We start from the raw sequence: 23,628 nt of genomic DNA on the forward strand, positions 1-23,628 counted from the left end.
TTTTTTCTTTGTGATATAATACGAGGGATAAGGATAGGAAAAGGAGTTTTCTCGTATGGAAGCGAAGAAGTATCAAGCTTTTTGGCGCGGGGCTATTATATTAACGATTGCAAGTTTTGTTACGAAAGTATTAAGCGCTTTTTACCGTATTCCATATCAAAATATAGCGGGGGATGTTGGTTTTTATATTTACCAACAAATTTACCCGTTTTATGGATGTTGTTTAATTTTAGCTACTTATGGTTTTCCCATTATTATTTCTAAGATGGTAGCAGAGCGTTTGGAACAAGGAAAGCAGGAAGAGGCAGAAGAGATTATTTGTGTTTCTTTTTGGTTTTTATTAGGAATTGGTTGTATAGGTTTCTTTACCTTGTTTTTTGGTGCTCACACGATTGCATCGGTCATGGGCGATGCAAATTTAGATAAACTGCTAAGAGTTATTTCATTTTCATTCTTGTTAATGCCCTTTTTATCTGTTGCACGAGGGTACTTTCAAGGGTTTAATAATATGATTCCGACAGCTGTATCGCAAGTGATTGAACAAACGATTCGCGTGTCAATTATTGTGTTTTTATCGTTGTTCCTTATGGCACATGAATTTGATTTATATACAGTTGGAGCAGGAGCGATGTTGGGGTCGATTGCAGGCGGATTTATCGGTATACTCGTACTTTTATTTTATATGCGACATAATTTCCGTTCCATTTTCTTGCAAGGATGGAAGAGAATAAGCAATAAGAAAGAAATAATCCGAATCCTTTTTTGGCAAGGAATAGCTATTTGTGTTAGTAATTTAGTTTTAATTTTTATACAAATGGCAGATTCAGTTTCGTTTTATACATTGCTTATTCAGGCGGGAGAACCGGCGGAAATTGCAAAAGTATTAAAAGGTGTTTATGACAGAAGTATTCCGCTTATGCAGCTTGGTACAGTTGTGACGACTTCATTTTCACTTTCGCTTATTCCGATTATTACGACAGCAAAAGAACGAGGAGACCGTTTGTTTATTCAACAAAAGGTGCAGTTAGCGATGAAGATAACTTTTGTGATTGGAGTTGCAGCTGCATTAGGATTAGCGTGTATTATTAAGCCGACAAATATTATGTTGTTTGAAAATAGTGAGGGCTCAGGTGTATTAGCTATTTTAGCTGTTTCTATTTTATTTAGTTCTTTATCCATTACAACAGCTTCGATTCTGCAAGGGCTTGGTCAAACTGTAAAGCCAGCATTGTTTGTTGTATTTGGAGGGTGTCTAAAATTATTGTTCAATTATATGTTAATGCCGCAATTTGGTGTAACTGGGGCGGCGGTTGCGACGGTAATTTCGCTCATGGTTATTGCTTTGTTAAATAGTGCTTTACTTATTCGAATTGTAGAAGAGCCACTCATTCATAAACAAGGCATACTTGGTGTAACAATCAGCGGATTAGGAATGGCCGTTCTATTAATGTTATTTATGCGTATTTATGAAGGGTTTGGGCTGGCAAGTGATGAAGGATATAGAGGATTAGCTGCAACTGAAGCGCTATTAGGCGTAGCGATTGGCGGGTTGGTATATCTATTTTTAATTATGAAATTAAGTGTTTTTACAAAAAAAGAAATAGGAACTGTTATGAAGCGAGAAAAGGTACAAGCTTCATTGAAGAAGAGTGGATAGAGGTGACTGGTTGTGAGTGGAGTAATAACGATTTTAGGATTAGGTGCTGGTGAATTAGATCAGCTGACAATGGGTGTGTACCGAAAGATAAAAGAAGTAGATCATATGTATGTGCGTACGAAAGAACACCCTGTTATTGAAGAGTTAGAAAAAGAAGGAGTAAAGTATACAGCTTTTGATGATGTATATGAGGCGCATGATACATTTGAGATTGTATACGAAACAATTGCAAATACGTTAATAGAAAAAGCGCAAGGTACGGATGTTATATATGCTGTACCAGGCCATCCACTTGTTGCAGAAAGAACTGTTCAACTACTTTTACAAAAAGGAAAAGAAAAGCAAGTTGAGGTGCACATTGAAGGTGGACAAAGCTTTTTGGATCCGATGTTTGCTAGTTTAAAAATAGACCCAATTGAAGGATTTCAGCTTATTGATGCAACTTCATTTAAACGTGGTCAATTAGAATTACGCCAACACTTAATTTTTTGCCAAGTATATGATGCGTTCGTTGCGTCTGAGGTGAAACTGACATTAATGGAAATGTTGCCTGATGAGTATGAAGTATACATTGTAACAGCTGCAGGAACATCGTTTGAGCAAGTGAAAAAAGTACCGCTCTATATGTTAGATCATGAAACAGAATTGAATAACTTAACGAGCGTGTACGTGCCACCTGTTTCTGAGCGAGCTTCTTTATATCAACAATTTGATGTGCTCCGAGAAATCATTGCTGAGCTTCGTGGACCAAATGGTTGTCCATGGGATAAAAAACAAACGCATCAGTCTTTAAAGAAATATTTAATCGAAGAAGCATATGAAGTATTAGAGGCAATTGATGAAGAAGATGATGAACACTTAATTGAAGAGCTTGGTGACGTGCTCCTACAAGTTATGCTTCACGCTCAAATTGGAGAAGATGAGGGTTGGTTCTCCGTTGACGATATTATCCGAACGCTATCTGAAAAAATGGTACGTCGTCATCCGCATGTATTTGGAGATATAGATGTGGAGAACGCGGAAGAAGTTGTTTCGAACTGGGAAGAAATTAAAAAACAAGAAAAAGGGCATGTAAGGGAGTCTGTTTTAACAGGAATTCCGAAAAGCTTACCACAATTAATGCGTGCATATGAAATTCAGAAAAAAGTAGGAAAAGTCGGTTTTGATTGGGATGATGTACAACCAATGATGGAGAAAGTTTTTGAAGAATTGAAAGAGTTTGAGCAAGAAGTTGCAAAGATGGATAAGGAAAAAATGTTAGGTGAATTTGGGGATTTACTATTCGCCTTTGTTAATATTGCTCGCTACTATAAATTGAATCCAGAAGAGGCACTTCATACAACAAATGAAAAATTCATGAGCCGTTTTATATACATGGAAGCAAAAGTAGCTGAAATGAATAAGGAAATGCAGGAGTTAACGTTAGAGCAAATGGATGTTTTATGGGAAGAAGCAAAACAGATAGAGAATCAATAAGGGGGAAATGAGATGCGCTTAGATAAATTTTTGAAAGTATCACGTTTAATTAAAAGAAGAACGTTGGCAAAAGAAGTAGCCGATCAAGGAAGAATCACGATTAATGGACAAGCTGCAAAGGCAAGTTCTGATGTGAAGGTAGATGACGAACTAACAATTCGTTTTGGACAAAAAGTAGTAACTGTAAAAGTAAACGAATTAAAAGAAACAACAAAAAAAGAAGATGCAGCTAACATGTATACAGTGGTTCGTGAAGAGAAAGTGAAAGCAGAAGAAGGCTTGTTCTAAATTATTTTCTCCCCTCATACATTATTTACTAGATAGTATAAAGCTATGGGGGGATTGACGTGAATAAGGGCTACTCAACTATGTCTTCTAACCAACAGAATGTTTCTGTAGAGCATGATATTATTATGCGTGGTAGACGTGTAATAGATATTACTGGCGTAAAACAAGTAGAGAGTTTTGATAGTGAAGAGTTTTTGTTAGAAACTGTAATGGGTTTTTTAACAATTCGCGGTCAAAATTTACAGATGAAAAATTTAGATGTAGAAAAAGGTATTGTATCCATTAAAGGGAAAATTCATGAGATGTTGTACATTGATGAAAATCAAGGGGAGAAAGCTAAAGGATTCTTTAGTAAATTATTTAAATGAGTTTAACAATTCAACTGTATACAATGCTTTCCATGATTGGAATGGGTGCTTGGATTGGAGCAGCGTTAGATACATATCAACGCTTTTTACAGCGACCTGAGCGTAATCGTTGGCTTGTATTTATATATGATATACTGTTTTGGATTGTCCAAGCACTGTTTGTCTTTTACGTATTGCTCATTGTAAATGAAGCTGAATTACGTATATACGTTTTTGTAGCTTTGCTGTGTGGTTTTGCTGCATATCAGAGCTTATTGAAAGCAGTGTACATGCGAGTATTGAATTTTCTCATTTATGTTTTTGTGCAAACGATACAATTTTTTATTAAAATTGTACAGCTACTTATGATAAAACCTGTTATTATTATAGCGCAGCTTATTATTGCTTTTATATTATTTTTATTTCGTATACTATTTTCAATTGGGAACGTGTTGTGGAAGTGTTCCAGATGGATATTACTTTTTGTATGGAAAGTTTTTTTCTGGCCTGTTCGATTTCTTACTTTGCTCATATGGAAACTTCTCCCTAACCGTGTTAAACTTTTTATAAAGAGGTATGTAGGATTACTACAACATACAAAGAAATTGAAGAATTATATCTTTCAAATTTGGGAGCGTATAAAAAAGAAGTTAGGGGGACCTCGGAAATGAGGGAACTGAGGCAAAGATTAATCGAAGAGCAGAATCCAAATTCTGTAAAAGAACATATAATACAAACGAATGAAAACAGGAGGCGATTATATCGCCGCTTAGCAGTTTTTTTTGTTTTTGCTTTTACAATTATTGCGAGTATTAGTGTAACGTTTTATCAGCAAAATAGTTCCATTAAAGCAAAAGAAGTCAAGGTTGAAGAGATGCAAAAAGAATTGGATTCATTAACAAAGAAAGAAAAAAAACTAAAAGATGATGTTCAAAAGTTGAATGATGAAGAGTATGTCTTAAAGATTGCTAGGAGGGATTATTTCTTCTCTGGAAAAGGGGAGATAATTTTTCCTGTTTCTAAGTAGGTCGTGTCTTATTGACACTATATTTTAGGATTATATATAATAAAGTAAAATTTGACTTTTTAATCACTAAGGAGGAGCATTTTTTTTATGTCAATCGAGGTAGGCAGCAAGTTACAAGGTAAAGTAACAGGTATTACAAATTTTGGGGCTTTTGTGGAGCTGCCAGAAGGCTTAACGGGTCTTGTTCATATTAGTGAAGTTGCTGATAATTATGTGAAGGATATTAATGATCACTTAAAAGTAGGCGACCAAGTAGAAGTAAAAGTTATTAATGTTGAAAAAGATGGAAAAATTGGTCTATCTATTAAAAAAGCGAAAGAACGTGTAAGAACAGAAGGAGATCGTCCACGCGGTGAATATCAACGTGGTGGAGATCAACAACGTTCTGGACGTCCACAACGCAATCGTTCTTTTAACAGAGATAACCGTGGTGGTCGTGATAATGGCGGCAATCAAAAAGAAACGTTTGAGCAAAAGATGGCGCGCTTTTTAAAAGACAGTGAAGATCGTTTAACTTCTTTAAAGCGTAATACAGAATCTAAACGTGGTGGCCGTGGCGCTCGTCGCGGATAAAACGAACGTTTTATTCTTAACATATAGAGAGGTGCCCGGAGTCAGTCACTCGGGGTGCTTTTTTATGTAAATGAATATATTTAAAAAAGAATAAAAAACTTTTTGAAACGTGTTGACTTTAAAGTGGATTTGATATAAGATACTAATTGTCCGTTAAATAAGACGACATGGCGGTGTAGCTCAGCTGGCTAGAGCGTACGGTTCATACCCGTGAGGTCGGGGGTTCGATCCCCTCCGCCGCTATATTTATTTTAATGGCCCGTTGGTCAAGTGGTTAAGACACCGCCCTTTCACGGCGGTAACACGGGTTCGAATCCCGTACGGGTCATCTAAAAAAGATCATGCATATAGCATGATCTTTTTTTATTAAGAAATTGTAAATAAGTACAAAGCTTCTACAAAAACACCCTATATTTTCCGAATTTTCCGTCCTTTATAAGTGTTTATTTTTAACAACTTGTATATATATAGGTTTATTTCAAATAAAAAGTCGAACGATTATGTGGGCGTGGACTGTTGTTTTGACAAAAATCCCAATAATCATCTTTTATAATGACAGTAATTAAACTATGCAGGTGGTGTTAAAAATATGCCAAAAGCAGGAAGGAATACTGTGAACACAAGTACACTGGCTATGAATGATGGACAACTCAGATCGATAACATGGACAAGCAAGTTGAAAGTGAAGTTAGAGCAAGTTTTCTTTAGATGGGGATTTGTTATTGCTGTAATCGGTTTTCTTTTAGGACGAGCATATATATTAACGAACATTTTACCGTTTGCACTACCATTTTTTGCTGCTGTTTATGTAATGAAACGTGATAAGATGCCACTCGCATTTCTTGCCCTTATGGGTGGTGCGCTTTCCGTTTCACTAGACAATTTACTTTTTGCCTTTGCATCTATTTTTACTTTCTTCATTTATAATATCTTCTTTAGTCGGTTTACACGTAAAATTGTTGGACTTGTACCATTTCAAGTATTTATCTCCGCATTAACCGCACATCTCGTTGTTGTTTACTTCGCGCAACAAACCGTCACTATGTATGATTTACTCGTAAGCACCATTGAAGCAGGACTTAGTTTTGTTTTAACAATGATTTTTCTGCAAAGTGTACCATTATTGACAGAAAGAAAAGGAAAACAACAAGCGTTAGAAACGGAAGAAATTGTTTGTTTAATTATATTACTTGCATCTGTATTAACAGGTACAACAGATTGGTTTATTTATGACGCTTCAGTTCAACATATTTTCACTAGATATTTAGTATTATTATTTGCTTTTGTTGCAGGGGCAGCTACTGGTTCAACAGTAGGGGTTGTTACAGGGTTGATATTGAGTTTAGCGAACGTAGGTAGTTTATCTCAACTTAGTCTATTAGCCTTTTCGGGGTTGCTTGGTGGATTATTAAAAGAAGGGAAGCGTCTTGGAGTTAGTTTAGGATTGTTAATTGGTACAAGTTTAATTACGTTATACGTCGATAAGCAAGTAAATATTATAACAACTTTAATGGAATCTGGAGTAGCGATAGGACTCTTTCTACTAACACCAAAGTTAATTATTGATCGGCTTGCAAAATTTATGCCAGGAACACAAGAGCATTCTCATGATCAACAACAATATTTACGGAGAATGCGAGATGTTACAGCAAATAAAATTAATCAATTTGCAAATGTATTTTCTGCATTATCGAATAGTTTTTCGGTATATGGATATGTGGAGGAAGAGGATAAAGAAACAGAGGCTGATTTATTTTTAAGTACAATTACAGCAAAGACATGCCAATCATGTTTTAAAAAGGATCAATGCTGGGTAGTGAATTTTGATAAAACATATGATTATATGAAACAAATTATGAATGAAACAGAAGAAGGGACACTTCAACATAACCGTAAGTTGGTTCGTGAATGGGAAAAGCACTGTGTAAGAGGAAAAAAGGTAACAGATTTAATGGCGGGAGAATTAGGTCATTTCTATGAGGGGCAAAAGTTACGAAAACAAATGAAAGAGAATCGTAGGATTGTTGCAGAACAATTATTAGGTGTTTCAAAAGTAATGGAAGATTTCGCAAAAGAAATTCAGCGTGAACGGGAAAATCACCAGGTGCAGGAAGAGCAAATTTTACAAGCGTTTCGTGACTTTGGTGTCGAGGTGGAACATGTTGATATTTATTGTCTAGATAGAGGGAATATTGATATTGAAATGATGATTCCGGCAGCATCTAATCAACATGGTGAATGTGAAAAGTTAGTTGCGCCAATGCTTTCGGATATTTTAAAAGAAAATATTATTGTTAAACATGAAGAACCCTCTGCTTATCCAAATGGTCATAGCATGATATCTTTTGGATCAGCGAAAACATTTTTTCTTGATACAGGGCTTGCTACAGCGGCAAAAGGAGGCGGATTTGTATCAGGAGATTCGTATGCAATGATGGATTTAAGTGTTGGGAAATATGCCCTTGCTATTAGTGACGGAATGGGCAATGGACAAAGGGCACATATGGAAAGTAAGGAAACGGTAAAATTGTTACAAAAAATATTGCAATCTGGTATTGATGAAGAAATTGCCATTAAGTCTATTAACTCAATTCTTTCATTGAGAACGACAGAAGAAATGTTTACGACGCTGGATTTAGCTATGGTAGATTTACGTGATGCAAGTGCTAAGTTTTTAAAAGTTGGTTCAACGCCAAGCTTTGTAAAACGTGGAAATAACGTTTTTAAAATAGAAGCAAGCAATTTGCCTATGGGAATTATTGAGGATGTTGAGGTAGATGTTGTTGGTGAACAGTTAAAAACAGAGGATATTCTAATTATGATGAGCGATGGGATTTTTGAAGGAGCGCAGCATGTGGAAAACCATGAATTATGGATGAAGCGTAAAATTAAAGAACTACAAACAGATGATCCGCAAGAAATTGCTGATATTATTATGGAAGAGGTCATTCGATCTAGTGATGGATATATCAATGACGATATGACGATTGTCGTTGCAAAGGTAAAGAAGAATATGCCAAAGTGGGCTACGATTCCAATTATGGGTAAACAAGCGCAATAGGGGAATGGGAATTTTCTCAGTCTGATTATGAGGTCTAGGGTGATACCTAGGCCTTTTTTTATAGAAGAAAGTAGTTTCATTCTTCTTATGAAGATAGGGGAGGAATGTAAGATAAAAATGTGAATTTTGTACATCTTTTTTTTGCACAAAGTTTGTAAAAGTTGTACCATTATAAGCAAGGTAAAGTATGTTATTGTTTGCTTTTAACGAAAGGTGATTGCGAAGTTGAAAGATACATTTGTTGAAAAGGTAGATGAGTTTGCAAAGCGGCATGATGTATTAGAGGAACATTCGACAATTGTTGTAGGAGTTTCTGGAGGCCCTGATTCTTTAGCCCTTTTATATTATTTATTAGAGAAAAGGGAAGAGAAGAAATTGAAGATTGTAGTCGCGCATGTGGATCACATGTTTAGAGGAGATGAATCCTATGAAGATTTACAATTTGTAGAAAATCTTTGCCGGAAGATCGGGGTTATTTGCGAAACGATAAGAATTAATGTATCGCAATATCAACAGCAATATGGAATGAATGCACAGGTGGCTGCTAGGGAATGCCGATATGCATTTTTGGAAAGAATAATGAAGAAATATGATGCGCCGTATGTAGCTCTTGGGCATCATGGAGATGATCAAGTGGAGACGATTTTAATGCGTCTTGTCCGCGGGAGTACTCCGAAGGGTTATGCTGGAATTGCTGTAAAACGCCCTTTCCATAGTGGATATTTAATTAGACCTTTATTAGCTGTAACAAAGGAAGAGATTAATGCTTATTGTAATAGGATAGGAATTACGCCACGTATGGATCCGAGTAATGAAAAGGAAGTATATACGAGGAATCGATTACGTAAGTATGTTCTACCTTATTTAAAAGAGGAAAATCCGCATGTGCATGAGCAATTCCAAAAATTTAGTGTACTTATGCAAGAGGATGAGGCGTATTTGCAGGAATTAGCTTTTGAAAAGATGAATAAAGTAATTACAAAAAAAGGTGATAAACACATCGTCTTATCAATTCCTGCCTTTGAATCCATGTCTATGCCTTTACAAAGGCGAGGGATTCAACTAATATTAAACTATCTTTATGAATACAAGATTCCGTCTTCGCTTTCTTCTATACATATTGACAAAGTTATTGCATTTTTTAAACGGACACATCCTTCGGGATCACTTGATTTTCCTGATGGCCTAAAAATTGTTCGTACATATGAAGAATGTAGTTTCCGATTTGAGCAAGAAATTGTTTTTCCTTTTTCACAAGTCTTATCAGTACCAGGTGCCATTACATTAGCAAACGGGGATGAACTTGTAGCAGAAGTAAATGAGGAATTACCAAGCAGCATGAATGAAACCGTATTTGTTGCTAAGTATAATGATATATCATATCCTCTTCTTATCCGCTCTAGAGAAAATGGAGATCGCATGTCAATAAAAGGTATGAGTGGTACAAAAAAGATAAAAGCTATTTTTATTGAAGCAAAAGTACCGAAAGAAAAAAGAGAAGAGTGGCCAATTGTTTGTGATGCAAGCGGGAGTATTATTTGGGTTCCATTGTTGAAACAATCTGCATTTGCTATTTCAAATGGAACAGCAGATAAGGATAAATATATTATTATTCACTACAAAAGCAAGGAGTCTTCCAGGAGGATAACGAAATGATGAATCAAGATATCGAAAAAGTATTAATTTCCGAAGAACAAATACAAGAAAAGGTGCATGAGCTAGGTGCAATTATTGCAGAGGATTACAAAAATACAGTACCTCTTGCAATTGGTGTATTAAAGGGTGCAATGCCATTTATGGCAGATTTATTAAAAAGAACAGATACATATCTTGAAATGGATTTTATGGCTGTTTCTAGCTACGGTCATTCTACAGTTTCAACAGGTGAAGTGAAAATTTTAAAAGATCTTGATACTTCTGTAGAAGGTCGCGATATTTTAATCGTTGAAGATATTATTGATAGTGGTCTTACATTAAGCTATTTAGTGGACCTATTCAAATATCGTAAGGCGAAATCTGTAAAGATTGTTACGCTATTAGATAAGCCAACTGGCCGCAAAGTCGACCTAAAAGCAGATTATGTTGGATTTACTGTTCCTCATGAATTTGTTGTAGGATATGGCTTAGATTATAAGGAGCAATATCGTAATCTTCCTTATGTTGGAGTGTTAAAACCAAGCGTTTACTCAAATTAATTAAATACAGGCGTTATAATTGTATAGGAAAGTTTTTCTATGTTACGATTTACTATAGTGTTTATGCCGTGAGAGGAGGTTAGGAATGAATCGTATCTTCCGTAATACCATCTTTTATTTACTGATATTCTTAGTAGTAATTGGAATCGTGAGCTATTTTAATGGTTCGACGCAAAAAACGACATCAGTTAGCTACGATAAATTCATTACTAAACTTGAAAAAGGTGAAGTGCGTAATGTGCAGCTTCAACCGAAAAATGGTGTGTTTGAGGTAAAAGGACAATTTAGCAATGCTAGCCAGGAAGAGCAATTTGTTACTTATGCACCAAATACTGAAGAATTACAAAAGAAAATTAATGACAAAGCGCAAGGTGCTGAAGTGAAGTATCAACCGGCAGAGGAAACAAGTGCTTGGGTGACATTCTTTACTTCTATCATTCCGTTTGTGATTATCTTCATTTTATTCTTCTTCTTACTAAACCAAGCTCAGGGCGGTGGTAGCCGTGTTATGAACTTTGGGAAAAGTAAGGCGAAGTTATACAATGATGAAAAGAAAAAAGTACGCTTCAGAGATGTAGCTGGAGCAGACGAAGAGAAACAAGAACTTGTTGAAGTGGTAGAATTCTTAAAAGACCCTCGTAAGTTTGCTGAGGTTGGTGCCCGTATTCCTAAGGGTGTTCTATTAGTTGGACCTCCAGGTACAGGTAAAACATTGCTTGCACGTGCTGTTGCAGGTGAAGCTGGCGTTCCTTTCTTCTCTATTAGTGGTTCTGATTTCGTAGAGATGTTCGTCGGTGTCGGTGCTTCCCGTGTACGTGATTTATTTGAAAATGCGAAGAAAAATGCTCCTTGTATCATTTTTATCGATGAAATTGATGCGGTAGGTCGTCAACGTGGGGCAGGTCTTGGCGGTGGTCACGATGAGCGTGAACAAACGTTAAACCAACTTCTTGTTGAAATGGATGGATTCGGTGCAAATGAAGGTATTATTATCATCGCTGCAACAAACCGTCCTGATATTCTTGATCCAGCGTTATTACGTCCAGGACGTTTTGACCGTCAAATTACAGTGGATCGTCCAGATGTAAATGGACGTGAGGCAGTACTGAAAGTACATGCTCGTAATAAACCACTTGATGAAGATATCAATTTAAGAGCGATTGCAACTCGTACACCAGGATTTTCTGGTGCAGATCTTGAAAACTTATTAAACGAAGCTGCATTAGTAGCTGCGCGTCAAGATAAAAAGAAAATTGACATGTCTGATATTGATGAAGCGACGGATCGTGTTATTGCAGGTCCTGCTAAGAAAAGCCGTGTTATTTCTGAAAAAGAACGTAATATTGTCGCATTCCATGAAGCGGGTCACACTGTAATTGGTGTTGTGCTTGATGAGGCGGATATCGTTCATAAAGTAACAATTGTCCCTCGTGGTCAAGCTGGTGGATATGCGGTAATGCTTCCAAAAGAAGATCGTTACTTCATGACAAAACCAGAATTACTTGATAAAATCACTGGTTTACTTGGTGGACGTGTGGCCGAGGAAATTGTCTTTGGTGAAGTAAGTACAGGAGCTCACAACGACTTCCAGCGTGCGACTGGCATTGCAAGACGTATGGTAACGGAATTTGGTATGAGTGATAAGCTTGGGCCGATGCAGTTTGGTAGCTCACAAGGTGGTCAGGTGTTCTTAGGAAGAGACTTCCATTCAGAACAAAACTACAGTGATGCAATTGCACATGACATCGATGTAGAAATGCAAACGATTATGAAAGAATGTTATGCTCGTGCAAAACAAATTCTTACTGAAAAACGTGATAAGCTTGATATTATTGCGAAAACGTTACTTGAAGTGGAAACATTAGATGCAGAGCAAATCAATCATTTATATGATTATGGAGTTTTACCTGAGCGTAAAAAGTCTTCTGAAGATGTGAAAGTGAATATCACTATGAAAAAAGATGATGAGAACGCAGAAGATAAATAAGAAATGAAGGAGTGACAATAGTCACTCCTTTTTTTCTATGTTGAGGAAATTGTGTACTTGTATATAAATTTGAATCTTCTTTGCATTAAAAATTGAAATAGTGAACGATCTTTTTGTAAAATGATGAAGATGGAAAAACGGATTATATAGGTATGTATGATATGATGGCATTATCAGTTTTGTACATACTGCACAAATATAGATTAAATAAGATAAGTGGTGAGAATATGATTTTTGTATTGGATGTAGGGAATACAAATGCGGTGCTTGGTGTATTTGAAGATGGGAAACTTCGTCAGCATTGGCGTATGGAGACTGATCGTCATAAAACAGAAGATGAATATGGGATGTTAGTAAAACAGTTACTTGAACATGAGGGCCTTTCTTTTCAAGATGTGAAAGGAATTATTGTTTCCTCTGTTGTACCACCGATTATGTTTGCCTTAGAGCGTATGTGTGAGAAGTATTTCAAAATTAAACCTCTTGTAGTGGGGCCGGGAATAAAGACAGGTTTAAATATTAAATATGAAAATCCACGTGAGGTTGGAGCGGATCGTATTGTAAATGCTGTAGCTGGTATCCAATTATATGGAAGTCCGCTTATTATTGTCGATTTTGGTACAGCGACTACATATTGTTATATTAATGAGAATAAGCATTATATGGGCGGTGTAATTACACCGGGTATTATGATTTCGGCAGAGGCATTATACAGTAGGGCGGCTAAACTTCCTCGTATTGAAATTACAAAACCGAGTAGCGTTGTTGGAAAAAATACGATAAGTGCAATGCAATCTGGCATTCTTTATGGATATGTTGGACAAGTGGAAGGTATTGTGAAGCGCATGAAGGAAGAAGCTAAACAAGAACCGAAAGTTATTGCAACTGGTGGATTAGCGAAGTTAATTGCAGAAGAATCTAATGTAATTGACATTGTAGATCCGTTTTTAACATTAAAAGGCTTGCATATGTTATATGAACGTAATGCAAATTTACAACATGAGAAGGGTGAATAAATAAGTATGAAAGATTATTTAGTAAAAGCATTAGCGTTTGATGGAGAAGTTCGTGCGTATAGTGTGCGTACAACAAATACGGTAAGTGAGGCGCAAAGACGTCATGATACATGGAGAACTGCTTCAGCAGCACTTGGGCGTTCGTTAACAGCTGGCGCGATGATGGGAGCTATGCTAAAAGGTGATCAGAAGCTAACAATTAAGGTAGAAGGAAATGGCCCGCTTGGTCCAATCTTAGTGGATGCTCATGCAAATGGAGAAGTCCGTGGATATGTAACGAATCCGCACGTTGATTTTGAGGCAACAGAGCAAGGGAAATTACGTGTGTATCAAGCGGTAGGTACAGAAGGTTTCTTAACGGTAATTAAAGATATCGGCATGAGGGAGCCATTTATCGGACAATCTCCAATTGTTTCAGGTGAATTAGGGGAAGACTTCACGTACTATTTTGCTGTTTCTGAGCAAACACCTTCTTCTGTTGGTGTTGGTGTACTTGTAAATGGGGATGATAGCATATTAGCGGCTGGTGGATTTATTCTGCAAATTATGCCAGGAGCACAGGAAGAGACGATTTCATTTATTGAAGAACGTTTGCAAAAAATCCCACCTGTTTCAAAGTTAATTGAACAAGGTCTTTCGCCAGAAGAGTTACTGTATGAAGTATTAGGGGAAGATAAAGTAAAAGTACTAGAAACAATGGATGTTCAATTTAACTGTACATGTTCTCGTGAGCGTATTGAGACAGTGTTGATTAGTCTTGGTAAGGAAGAATTACAACAAGTTCGTGAAGAAGAAGATGAAACAGAAGTGCATTGTCATTTCTGTAATGAAAGATATAAGTTCTCTAAAGAAGATATTACAAATATAATTAATAGTCTATAGATCAGAAATGATTTCTACCAATTGTCAATCATCCAAATAGATTGACAAGTAAGAAAAATTCTGCCAAAATTAAAATGTAGACAAAACCAATAAAAATACTCGGTGTTAGGAGTGACAGGAATGCGAGTGGCACAATCAGTTTCAGAATTAATCGGGAAAACGCCGATCGTTAAGTTGAACCGCATCGTAGAGCAAGATAGCGCAGACATTTACTTAAAATTAGAATTTATGAATCCCGGAAGTAGCGTAAAGGATCGTATTGCACTATCCATGATCGAAGCTGCTGAACAAAAAGGATTATTAAAAGAGGGCGATACAATTATTGAACCAACGAGTGGTAACACGGGAATTGGTTTAGCGATGGTAGCGGCTGCAAAAGGATATAAGGCAATTTTAGTAATGCCAGAAACAATGAGTGTGGAACGTCGTAATTTATTACGTGCTTATGGCGCTGAATTAGTGTTGACTCCAGGACCAGAAGGAATGGGCGGTGCAATCCGTAAAGCAACTGAATTAGCAAAAGAGCATGGTTACTTTATACCGCAACAATTCCAAAACCCTGCTAATCCAGAAATCCACCGTTTGACAACAGGACCGGAAATCGTTGAGCAAATGGGTGATCAATTAGATGCGTTTATTGCAGGTATTGGTACTGGTGGAACAATCACAGGTGCTGGTGAGGTTTTAAAAGAAAAATATGAAGGTATTAAAATTTATGCGGTAGAACCTGCAGATTCACCGGTGTTATCAGGTGGGAAACCAGGACCGCATAAGATTCAAGGTATCGGAGCAGGATTTGTTCCGGAAACATTGGATGTAGAAGTATATGATGAAGTGATTCAAGTTAAAACAGAGCAAGCATTCGAGTATGCGAGAAGAGTAGCCCGTGAGGAAGGAATTTTAGTTGGTATTTCTTCAGGTGCTGTCATTTATGCTGCGACAGAAGTAGCGAAAAAACTTGGTAAAGGGAAAAAGGTACTTGTTGTTATTCCAAGTAATGGTGAGCGTTATTTAAGTACACCGCTTTATCAATTTGAATCATAATTAGTATGGTTAAGAAAAAGCATTCCTGAAAAGGGATGCTTTTTCTTTTTTCGTTTGAAAATAGGAAAAGAGTGAATGACTAGAAAACTTCATGTAAAATAAGTAGTAGTAAAGTTAAATTATTTTCACAAGCTCCCAAGGGCGATTATTTCATACTAACCATCTATGATTTGAGATGATAGGTCTAAGGGAGTGGGATAAAAGAAGACGGGGTGTTGATATGCAGCAAAGAAAATCTTTAGCGCTTTCTATTCCATATCAGTTAGATTTTTTTAAGCAGTATAAGTTTCTTTCTCAGAATAAGAATCAACATATTTTATTAGAAAGTGGACGCGGGGGTCGCTATAGTATTGTGGGACTTGATCCTGTAGCGGTGATTCAGGGGAAGAATGAAACGTTACATATAAGTGAAAGCGGTAAGGAAACAATAGAACAAGGTAATCCTTTAGATTTAATGCAAAAGTATATGGAACGATGGAAAACGGATCATAATCCAGACTATCCACCGTTTCAAGGAGGTGCAATCGGATATTTTAGTTACGACTGTATCCGTTATATTGAGAAACTTCCTTCCTTTGCAGAGGATGATGTGGATATACCTGATATATTCTTTTTATTATTTGATGACGTGTTTGTGTATGATCACCAAGAGAAAGTGTTGTGGATTATTACGCATTATATAGATGAACGTGAAGAAGCAGAAAGTCGTTTGAATGAATGGGAGAGCCTTTGGGTGAAGGAAGCTCCTGAAGTTAAAGTGCCATTTGAATGTCCTGAAAATAGAAATGAATCAGTAGCTTTTACAGAAGAAGGATTTATGAAAGCTGTTCAGCGTATTCAAGAATACATTGGAGCTGGAGATGTGTTTCAAGTGAACTTGTCTACAAGACAAGAGAAAACATTACAAACACACCCGCTAGAGATTTATACGAGCCTTCGTGAAATTAATCCATCACCATATATGGGATACTTAGAACTTGGGGATTTTCAAATTGTTAGCGGTTCACCGGAATTGTTAATTAAAAAGCAAGGGAACGAAGTAAGTACAAGGCCAATTGCAGGAACACGTTCTCGTGGGAAAAATGAACAAGAAGATGAAAGTTTGGCGAAAGAGTTGATTGAAAACGAAAAGGAACGCGCAGAACACGTGATGCTTGTAGATTTAGAACGTAATGACTTAGGGCGGGTTTGTAAGTATGGAACTGTAGAAGTAGATGAATTTATGGTGATTGAAAAATACTCGCATGTTATGCATATAGTTTCAAACGTTCGTGGTGAGGCCCGAGAAGATAAGGATGCCTTTGATTTAGTGCGAGCTGTGTTTCCTGGTGGAACGATTACGGGTGCGCCAAAAATCCGTACGATGGAAATTATCGAAGAATTAGAGCCTGTTCGCCGTGGAATTTATACAGGTTCAATAGGGTGGATTGGTTACTCAGGAGATATGGAATTAAATATTGTGATTCGTACGCTTCTTGCAAAAGACGGTCAAGCGTATGTGCAGGCCGGTGCAGGAATTGTAATTGATTCAAATCCGAAAAATGAGTATAAAGAATCGTTGAAAAAAGCAATCGCCCTATGGCGTGCAAAAGAAAGCAGCGAAGAAACGGTTAGGTGAGAGAAATGATATTGATGATTGATAATTATGATTCTTTTACATTTAATTTAGTGCAATTTCTGGGAGAACTGGGACAAGAGCTTGTTGTTAAACGTAATGATGAAGTTACAATTTCAGATATTGAACAAATGAAACCGGACTTTTTAATGATTTCACCAGGACCTTGTAGTCCGAATGAAGCTGGTATAAGTATGGATGTTATTAAATATTTCGCGGGAAAGATTCCTATTTTTGGTGTGTGTCTAGGTCATCAATCGATCGCGCAAGTATTTGGAGGGGATGTTGTTCGCGCGGAACGTTTAATGCATGGGAAAACGTCACCAATGTACCATGATGGGAAAACAATTTTCTCAGAAATCCCAAATCCATTTACGGCGACACGTTACCACTCTCTCATTGTGAAAAAAGAAACATTGCCAGAATGTTTAGAAGTGACATCTTGGACAGAAGAGGGAGAAATTATGGCGCTTCGTCATAAAACATTGCCAATTGAAGGGGTGCAATTCCATCCGGAGTCCATTATGACTTCTCATGGAAAAGAGTTACTACAAAACTTTATTCGTAGTTATAGTCCGAGTGTATCGTCATGTTAATTTATGTGAACGGCGCATATGTAGAAGCGAGTGAGGCGAAAATCTCTCCTTATGACCATGGATATTTATATGGGCTGGGGGTTTTTGAGACATTTCGTATTTATAACGGTCATCCACTTTTATTAGATGATCACTATGAACGTTTAATGGGTGCTCTTTCTACTTTGCAAATCGAATGGAAGATGACGAAAGATGATGTGCTACGTGTTTTACAGGAGTTACTCATAAGGAACGAGCTGGAACATGCGTATATTCGCTTTAATGTATCGGCTGGCGTAGATGAAATAGGTTTACAGACAGGAGTTTATGAAGAGCCTTCTGTTATTGTGTTTATAAAGCCTTTGGCGGCACCTGGTATAGTGGTGGAAAAGGAAGGCGTTATTTTGAAGCAAACACGAAATACGCCAGAGGGGGCGTTTCGCTTAAAGTCCCATCATTATTTAAATAATATTTTAGGAAAACGTGAAATTGGAAATGTTGTGAGTAAAGAAGGGATTTTCCTTACTGAAGCAGGTCATGTAGCCGAGGGGATTGTTTCGAATCTCTTTTTTGTAAAGGGAGGCGCTTTATATACGCCTTCACTTGAAACTGGGATTTTAAATGGAATCACTCGTGCTTTTATTATAAGGATTGCTGAAGTATTGGATGTGCATGTGGAAGAAGGCTTTTTTACGCAAAAGGAGTTGCTTTCCGCTGATGAGGTATTTGTAACAAATTCTATTCAAGAAATTGTCCCGCTTAATCGGATTGGAGAGAATGATTTCCCTGGTAAAGAAGGAAAGGTTACAAAGTCTCTAATGCGTGTATATGAAATGCATAGAGAAAATCTTTGGAGCCGAAATGAACTGCGAAGAGGAGATGTGTAGTGTGAAGTGGGATTATGATTTGCGCTGTGGCGAATATACATTAAATTTAAATAAAAAGACGTTAATCATGGGGATTTTAAATGTTACACCAGATTCATTCTCAGATGGTGGGAACTACGATAAGGTGAACGCAGCTGTAAGTCATGCGAGAGAAATGGTGGACGGCGGTGCTGATATTATTGATATTGGTGGGGAATCAACTCGTCCTGGCTTCGCGAAAGTTTCGGTGGAAGAAGAGTTAGGACGCGTAATTCCAATGATTCGAGCGGTTTCGAAAGAAGTGAAAGTGCCTATTTCTATCGATACGTATAAAGCTGAAGTAGCTAAGCAAGCAATTGAAGCGGGTGCCCATGTTATTAATGATATCTGGGGAGCGAAGGCCGAACCGAAAATTGCAGAAGTTGCAGCGCATTATAATGTGCCGATTATTTTAATGCATAATCGTGAGAATACAAATTACCGCAACCTTATGGCAGATATGATTGCGGATTTATATGAGAGTGTTAAAATTGCAAAAGGTGCAGGTGTACCGGATGAAAATATCATTTTAGATCCAGGTATCGGTTTTGCGAAGACGTCAGAACAAAACTTAGAAGCGATGCGTAATTTAGAGCAGTTACATGTATTAGGGTATCCAGTTCTTCTTGCAACTTCGAGAAAATCATTTATCGGTCATGTTTTAGATTTACCGGTAGAGGAACGTGTAGAAGGGACAGGAGCGTCAATTTGTCTTGGCATTGAAAAAGGTTGTGAAATGATCCGTGTTCATGATGTGAAGGAAATGGCGCGTATGGCAAAGATGATGGATGCGATGATTGGTAAGGGGGTAAAATGATTGGATAAAATTTATATCCATGACATGGAGTTTTATGGATACCATGGTGTGTTTCCAGAAGAGAATAAATTGGGGCAAAGATTTAAAGTGGATTTAACAGTGGAGCTGGATTTAAAGCAAGCGGGCGAAAGTGACAACCTAGAGCATTCAGTAAACTATGGGGAGCTTTTTGAACTTTGTAGACAAGTGGTTGAGGATCAAACATACAAGCTTGTAGAAAGTATTGCAGAAAATATAGCGGCGAATATATTGGATCAGTACGTAAGTATTTTGCGATGTACAGTAAAGGTTGTTAAACCGGATCCACCCATACCAGGGCATTACCGTGCTGTGGCGGTAGAAATTACGAGAGAACGCTCATGAAAAATGTTGTATACGTTGCGTTAGGATCAAATATTGGTGATCGTTATGCTTATTTATTACAAGCGATTGAGCTGTTAAATAAAAATCCTCATATTCGAGTGGAGGATGTCTCTTCTGTATATGAAACAGATCCGGTTGGATATACAGATCAAAATCGTTTTTTAAATCTAGTTATAAAAATTTCTACCAATTTACTGCCGCAAGAATTGTTGAAAGTAACGCAAAAGGTTGAGATTGATTTAGGAAGAAAAAGGGAAATTAGATGGGGTCCGCGAACCGTTGACCTTGACATTTTGCTCTATAATCAAGAAAATATTGAAGCAGAGAATCTTATTGTTCCGCATCCGCGGATGTTCGAAAGAGCTTTTGTTATCGTTCCGTTGTTAGAGATTAATCAAGATATAAAACAAAACATTTCACGTTCACAAGTAGATGAAATGAAAAGGCGAGAGGGAGTAACGGTATGGAAGCAGAAAAATGGGGAAGACGCATTCGTGCTTTTCGGAAGTTAAAAGGTTATACGCAAGAAGGTTTTGCAAAAGAATTAGGGGTATCTGTATCTGTTTTAGGAGAAGTTGAGAGAGGGAATAGAACTCCTTCTCAAGATTTTGTAGTAGAGGTTGCTAAGACATTAAATATTTCAATAGACGAATTAATGCCAAAGTGAGGATAATGGAAGGTGATAGTCGAGTGTTAAAGATTGCAAACATTGAGATGAAGAATCCAGTTGTACTAGCACCGATGGCGGGAGTGTGTAACTCTGCATTCCGTTTAACAGTGAAAGAATTTGGTGCAGGTTTAGTATGTGCTGAAATGGTAAGTGATAAGGCAATTTTATTTAATAACCAAAAAACATTAGATATGTTATATATCGATGAGAGAGAGAAACCGCTAAGTTTACAAATTTTTGGTGGTGTGAAAGAAACGCTTGTTGATGCTGCGAAATATGTAGATAAAAACACAACAGCGGATATTATCGATATCAATATGGGTTGCCCAGTTCCGAAAATTACGAAGTGTGATGCTGGTGCAAAGTGGTTATTAGATCCAGATAAAGTATATGAGATGGTAGCGGCAGTTGTAGATGCTGTTGAAAAGCCAGTTACAGTTAAAATGCGTATTGGTTGGGATGAAGACCACATTTTCGCAATTGAAAATGCTAGAGCTGTTGAACGCGCAGGCGGTCAAGCGGTAGCGGTTCATGGCCGTACACGTGTTCAAATGTATGAAGGGAAAGCAGATTGGGACATCATTAAACAAGTAAAACAATCTGTAAATATTCCTGTTATCGGAAATGGTGATGTAGAAACACCTCAAGATGCGAAACGTATGCTTGATGAAGTTGGTGTTGATGGTGTTATGATTGGCCGGGCAGCCCTTGGTAATCCTTGGATGATTTATCGTACGGTAAAGTACTTAGAAACAGGGGAGTTATTACCGGAACCAACAGTGCGTGAGAAGATAGATGTATGTATGCTTCACTTAGATCGTCTTATTGACCTGAAAAATGAAGATATTGCAGTAAGGGAAATGAGAAAGCACGCAGCTTGGTATTTAAAAGGTGTTCGAGGTAATGCAAGAGTGCGTAATGCGATCAATACGTGCAATACGCGAGAAGACCTTGCTTCCTTACTAGGAGCATTTGTAGAAGAGGTAGAAGTGAAACAGAAAACAATTCACGTTGGTTAAAAGGAGGAAAGAGAGAACGTTTGACATTCCTTCTCTCACTACCTATAATTACGTGAAAGAAAGAAGAACTGCCAGTATACTACTGGCAGTTTTTCTAGTTGAGTAGAAAATGATATACTGTATATATTGTAAAATTTAATAGAGCTGGAGTGATATCAATACCATGGATAACATGAACCACGAAGAATTAAATGACCAATTGCTTGTTCGTCGCGAGAAGTTACATAACTTACGTGAACAAGGGATTGATCCGTTTGGTAAACGTTTTGAACGTACAAATTCAACGAAAGAATTATTAAACTTGTATGGAGAGTTCTCTAAAGAAGAATTAGAAGAGAAAGAAATCTCTGTTTCTATTGCTGGGCGTATTATGACAAAGCGCGGTAAAGGGAAAGCAGGTTTTGCACATATTCAAGATTTACACGGACAAGTTCAAATCTATGTTCGTAAAGATGCTGTTGGAGATGAACAGTATGAATTATTTAAGACAGCTGACTTAGGTGATTTAGTAGGGATTGAAGGGAAAGTTTTCAAAACGAACGTAGGCGAGCTTTCTGTGAAAGCAACAGGCTTTACGTTATTAACGAAAGCTCTTCGTCCACTTCCGGATAAATACCATGGATTGAAAGATGTTGAACAACGCTACCGTCAACGTTACTTAGATTTAATTACAAGCATGGAGAGCCGTGAAACATTTGTTACTCGTAGTAAAATCATTCGTGAAATGAGAAGATACTTAGATGATAATGGCTACCTTGAAGTAGAAACACCAATGATGCATGCGATTGCGGGTGGTGCTTCTGCTCGTCCGTTCGTTACACATCATAATGCGTTAGATATGGAACTGTATATGCGTATTGCAATTGAGTTACACTTAAAGCGCCTTATTGTAGGTGGTTTAGAGAAAGTATACGAAATTGGCCGTGTATTCCGTAATGAAGGTGTATCAACACGTCATAATCCTGAATTTACAATGATTGAATTATATGAAGCGTATGCTGATTATAAAGATATTATGAAACTAACAGAAAATATGATTGCCCATATTGCAAAACAAGTGTTAGGTACAACGACAATCCAGTACGGTGAACAAGAAATTAATTTAGAGCCAGAATGGACACGTCTTCATATGGTAGATGCAATTAAACAATATTCTGGAGCAGATTTCTGGAATCCGATGAGTGTAGAAGAAGCGCGTGCATTAGCGAAGGAGCATGGTGTAGAAATTAAAGATACAATGGAAGTTGGTCATATTATTAATGAATTCTTCGAACAAAAGGTAGAAGAAAAGTTAATCCAACCTACATTTATCTATGGTCACCCAGTGGAAATTTCTCCTCTTGCGAAAAAGAATGATGAAGATCCACGCTTTACAGATCGTTTCGAGTTATTCATTGTTGCTCGTGAGCATGCAAATGCATTTACAGAATTAAATGATCCAATCGATCAAAAAGAACGTTTTGAAGCGCAATTAAAAGAGCGCGAGCAAGGTAACGATGAAGCACATATGATGGACGATGATTATATCGAAGCGCTTGAGTACGGTATGCCTCCTACAGGTGGACTTGGAATTGGTATTGACCGTCTTGTTATGCTATTAACAAATGCGCCATCTATTCGTGATGTGCTGTTATTCCCAGCGATGCGTCATAAGCAAGACTAAACTAAGCTTTGGAGATTTCTCCAAAGCTTTTCTTTTTGAATTTTGTTTTCTAATATAGTGAAGTTTAAATGATTTATTTACTATATAGAAGAAAGGTGCTTTTATATAGGAGATTAATACTATTGTTATACTTTTTCACTAGGGTAAAAATTTTATTAAAAAAACTATTGCATTTTAATAAATGAACTGGTATATTTATATTCGTTGTCACGAAAGACAACAAAGGAAACAAACGAAAACAACTTTTTAAATAAAAAAAGTTGTTGACTAAAATATAACAAAATGTTATATTGATAAAGTCGCTTCGGCGGCAATGAGTTCTTTGAAAACTGAACGAAACAAACAACGTGAAACGTCAATTTTTATTTTATGATGCTAGACAAACTAACTTTATTGGAGAGTTTGATCCTGGCTCAGGATGAACGCTGGCGGCGTGCCTAATACATGC

General features: G+C 37.1%; 23 protein-coding genes and 2 tRNA genes. All 25 read left to right on the forward strand.

The features are described 5' to 3' along the window. Nucleotides 1-55: 55 nt before the first annotated feature. The 25 genes from J4P91_RS24215 to lysS all read left to right on the forward strand — a co-directional run bounded on the left by J4P91_RS24215 (nt 56) and on the right by lysS (nt 23,180). Complete coding sequence (locus tag J4P91_RS24215; protein WP_207996106.1) at nt 56-1,657, forward strand: putative polysaccharide biosynthesis protein; 1,602 nt, start codon at nt 56-58, stop codon at nt 1,655-1,657. 12 nt (nt 1,658-1,669) lie between these two features. Then, nucleotides 1,670-3,133, forward strand: a complete 1,464-nt coding sequence (gene yabN / locus J4P91_RS24220; protein ID WP_207996107.1) for a bifunctional methyltransferase/pyrophosphohydrolase YabN — start codon at nt 1,670-1,672, stop codon at nt 3,131-3,133. 12 nt (nt 3,134-3,145) lie between these two features. Then, nucleotides 3,146-3,421, forward strand: a complete 276-nt coding sequence (locus J4P91_RS24225; RefSeq protein WP_017154396.1) for an RNA-binding S4 domain-containing protein — start codon at nt 3,146-3,148, stop codon at nt 3,419-3,421. 59 nt (nt 3,422-3,480) lie between these two features. Then, nucleotides 3,481-3,789, forward strand: coding sequence for a sporulation protein YabP (gene yabP, locus J4P91_RS24230; RefSeq protein ID WP_026049376.1), 309 nt, complete (start codon nt 3,481-3,483; stop codon nt 3,787-3,789). Beyond that, complete coding sequence (gene yabQ, locus J4P91_RS24235; RefSeq protein ID WP_207996108.1) at nt 3,786-4,439, forward strand: spore cortex biosynthesis protein YabQ; 654 nt, start codon at nt 3,786-3,788, stop codon at nt 4,437-4,439. Before yabP ends, yabQ begins: the two co-directional genes overlap by 4 nt. Further along, a complete protein-coding gene (gene divIC / locus J4P91_RS24240; protein WP_017154399.1) occupies nt 4,436-4,795 on the forward strand; it encodes a cell division protein DivIC in 360 nt (119 codons plus the stop codon). Before yabQ ends, divIC begins: the two co-directional genes overlap by 4 nt. Before the next feature lie 87 nt (nt 4,796-4,882). Beyond that, a complete protein-coding gene (locus J4P91_RS24245; protein ID WP_017154400.1) occupies nt 4,883-5,368 on the forward strand; it encodes a S1 domain-containing RNA-binding protein in 486 nt (161 codons plus the stop codon). A 169-nt stretch (nt 5,369-5,537) separates the two neighbouring features. Further along, nucleotides 5,538-5,611, forward strand: a tRNA-Met gene (locus J4P91_RS24250). Nucleotides 5,612-5,624: 13 nt separating this feature from the next. Continuing rightward, nucleotides 5,625-5,696: transfer RNA gene (locus J4P91_RS24255), tRNA-Glu, on the forward strand. Nucleotides 5,697-5,957: 261 nt separating this feature from the next. Continuing rightward, nucleotides 5,958-8,429, forward strand: a complete 2,472-nt coding sequence (gene spoIIE, locus J4P91_RS24260; RefSeq protein ID WP_207996109.1) for a stage II sporulation protein E — start codon at nt 5,958-5,960, stop codon at nt 8,427-8,429. 225 nt (nt 8,430-8,654) lie between these two features. Then, on the forward strand, nt 8,655-10,085 hold the full coding sequence (gene tilS, locus J4P91_RS24265; protein WP_207996110.1) for a tRNA lysidine(34) synthetase TilS: 1,431 nt from the start codon (nt 8,655-8,657) through the stop codon (nt 10,083-10,085). Then, complete coding sequence (gene hpt, locus J4P91_RS24270; RefSeq protein ID WP_000981837.1) at nt 10,082-10,624, forward strand: hypoxanthine phosphoribosyltransferase; 543 nt, start codon at nt 10,082-10,084, stop codon at nt 10,622-10,624. The genes tilS and hpt overlap by 4 nt, the downstream gene beginning before the upstream one ends. A gap of 85 nt (nt 10,625-10,709) precedes the next feature. After that, entirely contained in the window at nt 10,710-12,611 is a 1,902-nt protein-coding gene (gene ftsH, locus J4P91_RS24275) for an ATP-dependent zinc metalloprotease FtsH (protein WP_017154403.1), read from the forward strand. Between the two features lie 227 nt (nt 12,612-12,838). Next, the gene (locus tag J4P91_RS24280; RefSeq protein WP_017154404.1) at nt 12,839-13,627 is read left to right on the forward strand and encodes a type III pantothenate kinase; all 789 of its coding nucleotides are present in this window, start codon (nt 12,839-12,841) and stop codon (nt 13,625-13,627) included. A 6-nt stretch (nt 13,628-13,633) separates the two neighbouring features. Continuing rightward, nucleotides 13,634-14,509 (forward strand): redox-regulated molecular chaperone HslO, encoded by an 876-nt coding sequence (hslO, locus tag J4P91_RS24285; RefSeq protein ID WP_017154405.1) that lies wholly within the window; start codon nt 13,634-13,636, stop codon nt 14,507-14,509. A gap of 120 nt (nt 14,510-14,629) precedes the next feature. Further along, complete coding sequence (cysK, locus tag J4P91_RS24290; RefSeq protein WP_207996111.1) at nt 14,630-15,553, forward strand: cysteine synthase A; 924 nt, start codon at nt 14,630-14,632, stop codon at nt 15,551-15,553. 220 nt (nt 15,554-15,773) lie between these two features. Then, nucleotides 15,774-17,171 (forward strand): anthranilate synthase component I, encoded by a 1,398-nt coding sequence (gene trpE / locus J4P91_RS24295; protein WP_207996112.1) that lies wholly within the window; start codon nt 15,774-15,776, stop codon nt 17,169-17,171. 5 nt (nt 17,172-17,176) lie between these two features. After that, complete coding sequence (pabA, locus tag J4P91_RS24300) at nt 17,177-17,764, forward strand: aminodeoxychorismate/anthranilate synthase component II (protein WP_026049377.1); 588 nt, start codon at nt 17,177-17,179, stop codon at nt 17,762-17,764. Further along, nucleotides 17,758-18,630 (forward strand): aminodeoxychorismate lyase, encoded by an 873-nt coding sequence (pabC, locus tag J4P91_RS24305; RefSeq protein ID WP_207996113.1) that lies wholly within the window; start codon nt 17,758-17,760, stop codon nt 18,628-18,630. Before pabA ends, pabC begins: the two co-directional genes overlap by 7 nt. Beyond that, on the forward strand, nt 18,605-19,465 hold the full coding sequence (gene folP / locus J4P91_RS24310) for a dihydropteroate synthase (protein WP_207996114.1): 861 nt from the start codon (nt 18,605-18,607) through the stop codon (nt 19,463-19,465). The genes pabC and folP overlap by 26 nt, the downstream gene beginning before the upstream one ends. Next, on the forward strand, nt 19,466-19,828 hold the full coding sequence (gene folB / locus J4P91_RS24315) for a dihydroneopterin aldolase (protein WP_207996115.1): 363 nt from the start codon (nt 19,466-19,468) through the stop codon (nt 19,826-19,828). After that, entirely contained in the window at nt 19,825-20,340 is a 516-nt protein-coding gene (gene folK, locus J4P91_RS24320; protein ID WP_207996116.1) for a 2-amino-4-hydroxy-6-hydroxymethyldihydropteridine diphosphokinase, read from the forward strand. The genes folB and folK overlap by 4 nt, the downstream gene beginning before the upstream one ends. Further along, the gene (locus tag J4P91_RS24325; RefSeq protein ID WP_000387032.1) at nt 20,292-20,495 is read left to right on the forward strand and encodes a helix-turn-helix domain-containing protein; all 204 of its coding nucleotides are present in this window, start codon (nt 20,292-20,294) and stop codon (nt 20,493-20,495) included. The genes folK and J4P91_RS24325 overlap by 49 nt, the downstream gene beginning before the upstream one ends. 23 nt (nt 20,496-20,518) lie before the next feature. Beyond that, nucleotides 20,519-21,517 carry a tRNA dihydrouridine synthase DusB gene (gene dusB / locus J4P91_RS24330; protein ID WP_207996117.1) on the forward strand — a complete coding sequence of 333 codons (999 nt, stop codon included), beginning with the start codon at nt 20,519-20,521 and terminating at the stop codon, nt 21,515-21,517. A gap of 163 nt (nt 21,518-21,680) precedes the next feature. Beyond that, a complete protein-coding gene (gene lysS, locus J4P91_RS24335) occupies nt 21,681-23,180 on the forward strand; it encodes a lysine--tRNA ligase (RefSeq protein WP_207996118.1) in 1,500 nt (499 codons plus the stop codon). Nucleotides 23,181-23,628 lie beyond the last annotated feature (448 nt).

It is taken from the genome of Bacillus sp. XF8, from assembly GCF_017498755.1.
GTDB classification, from domain to species: Bacteria; Bacillota; Bacilli; order Bacillales; family Bacillaceae_G; genus Bacillus_A; species Bacillus_A bingmayongensis.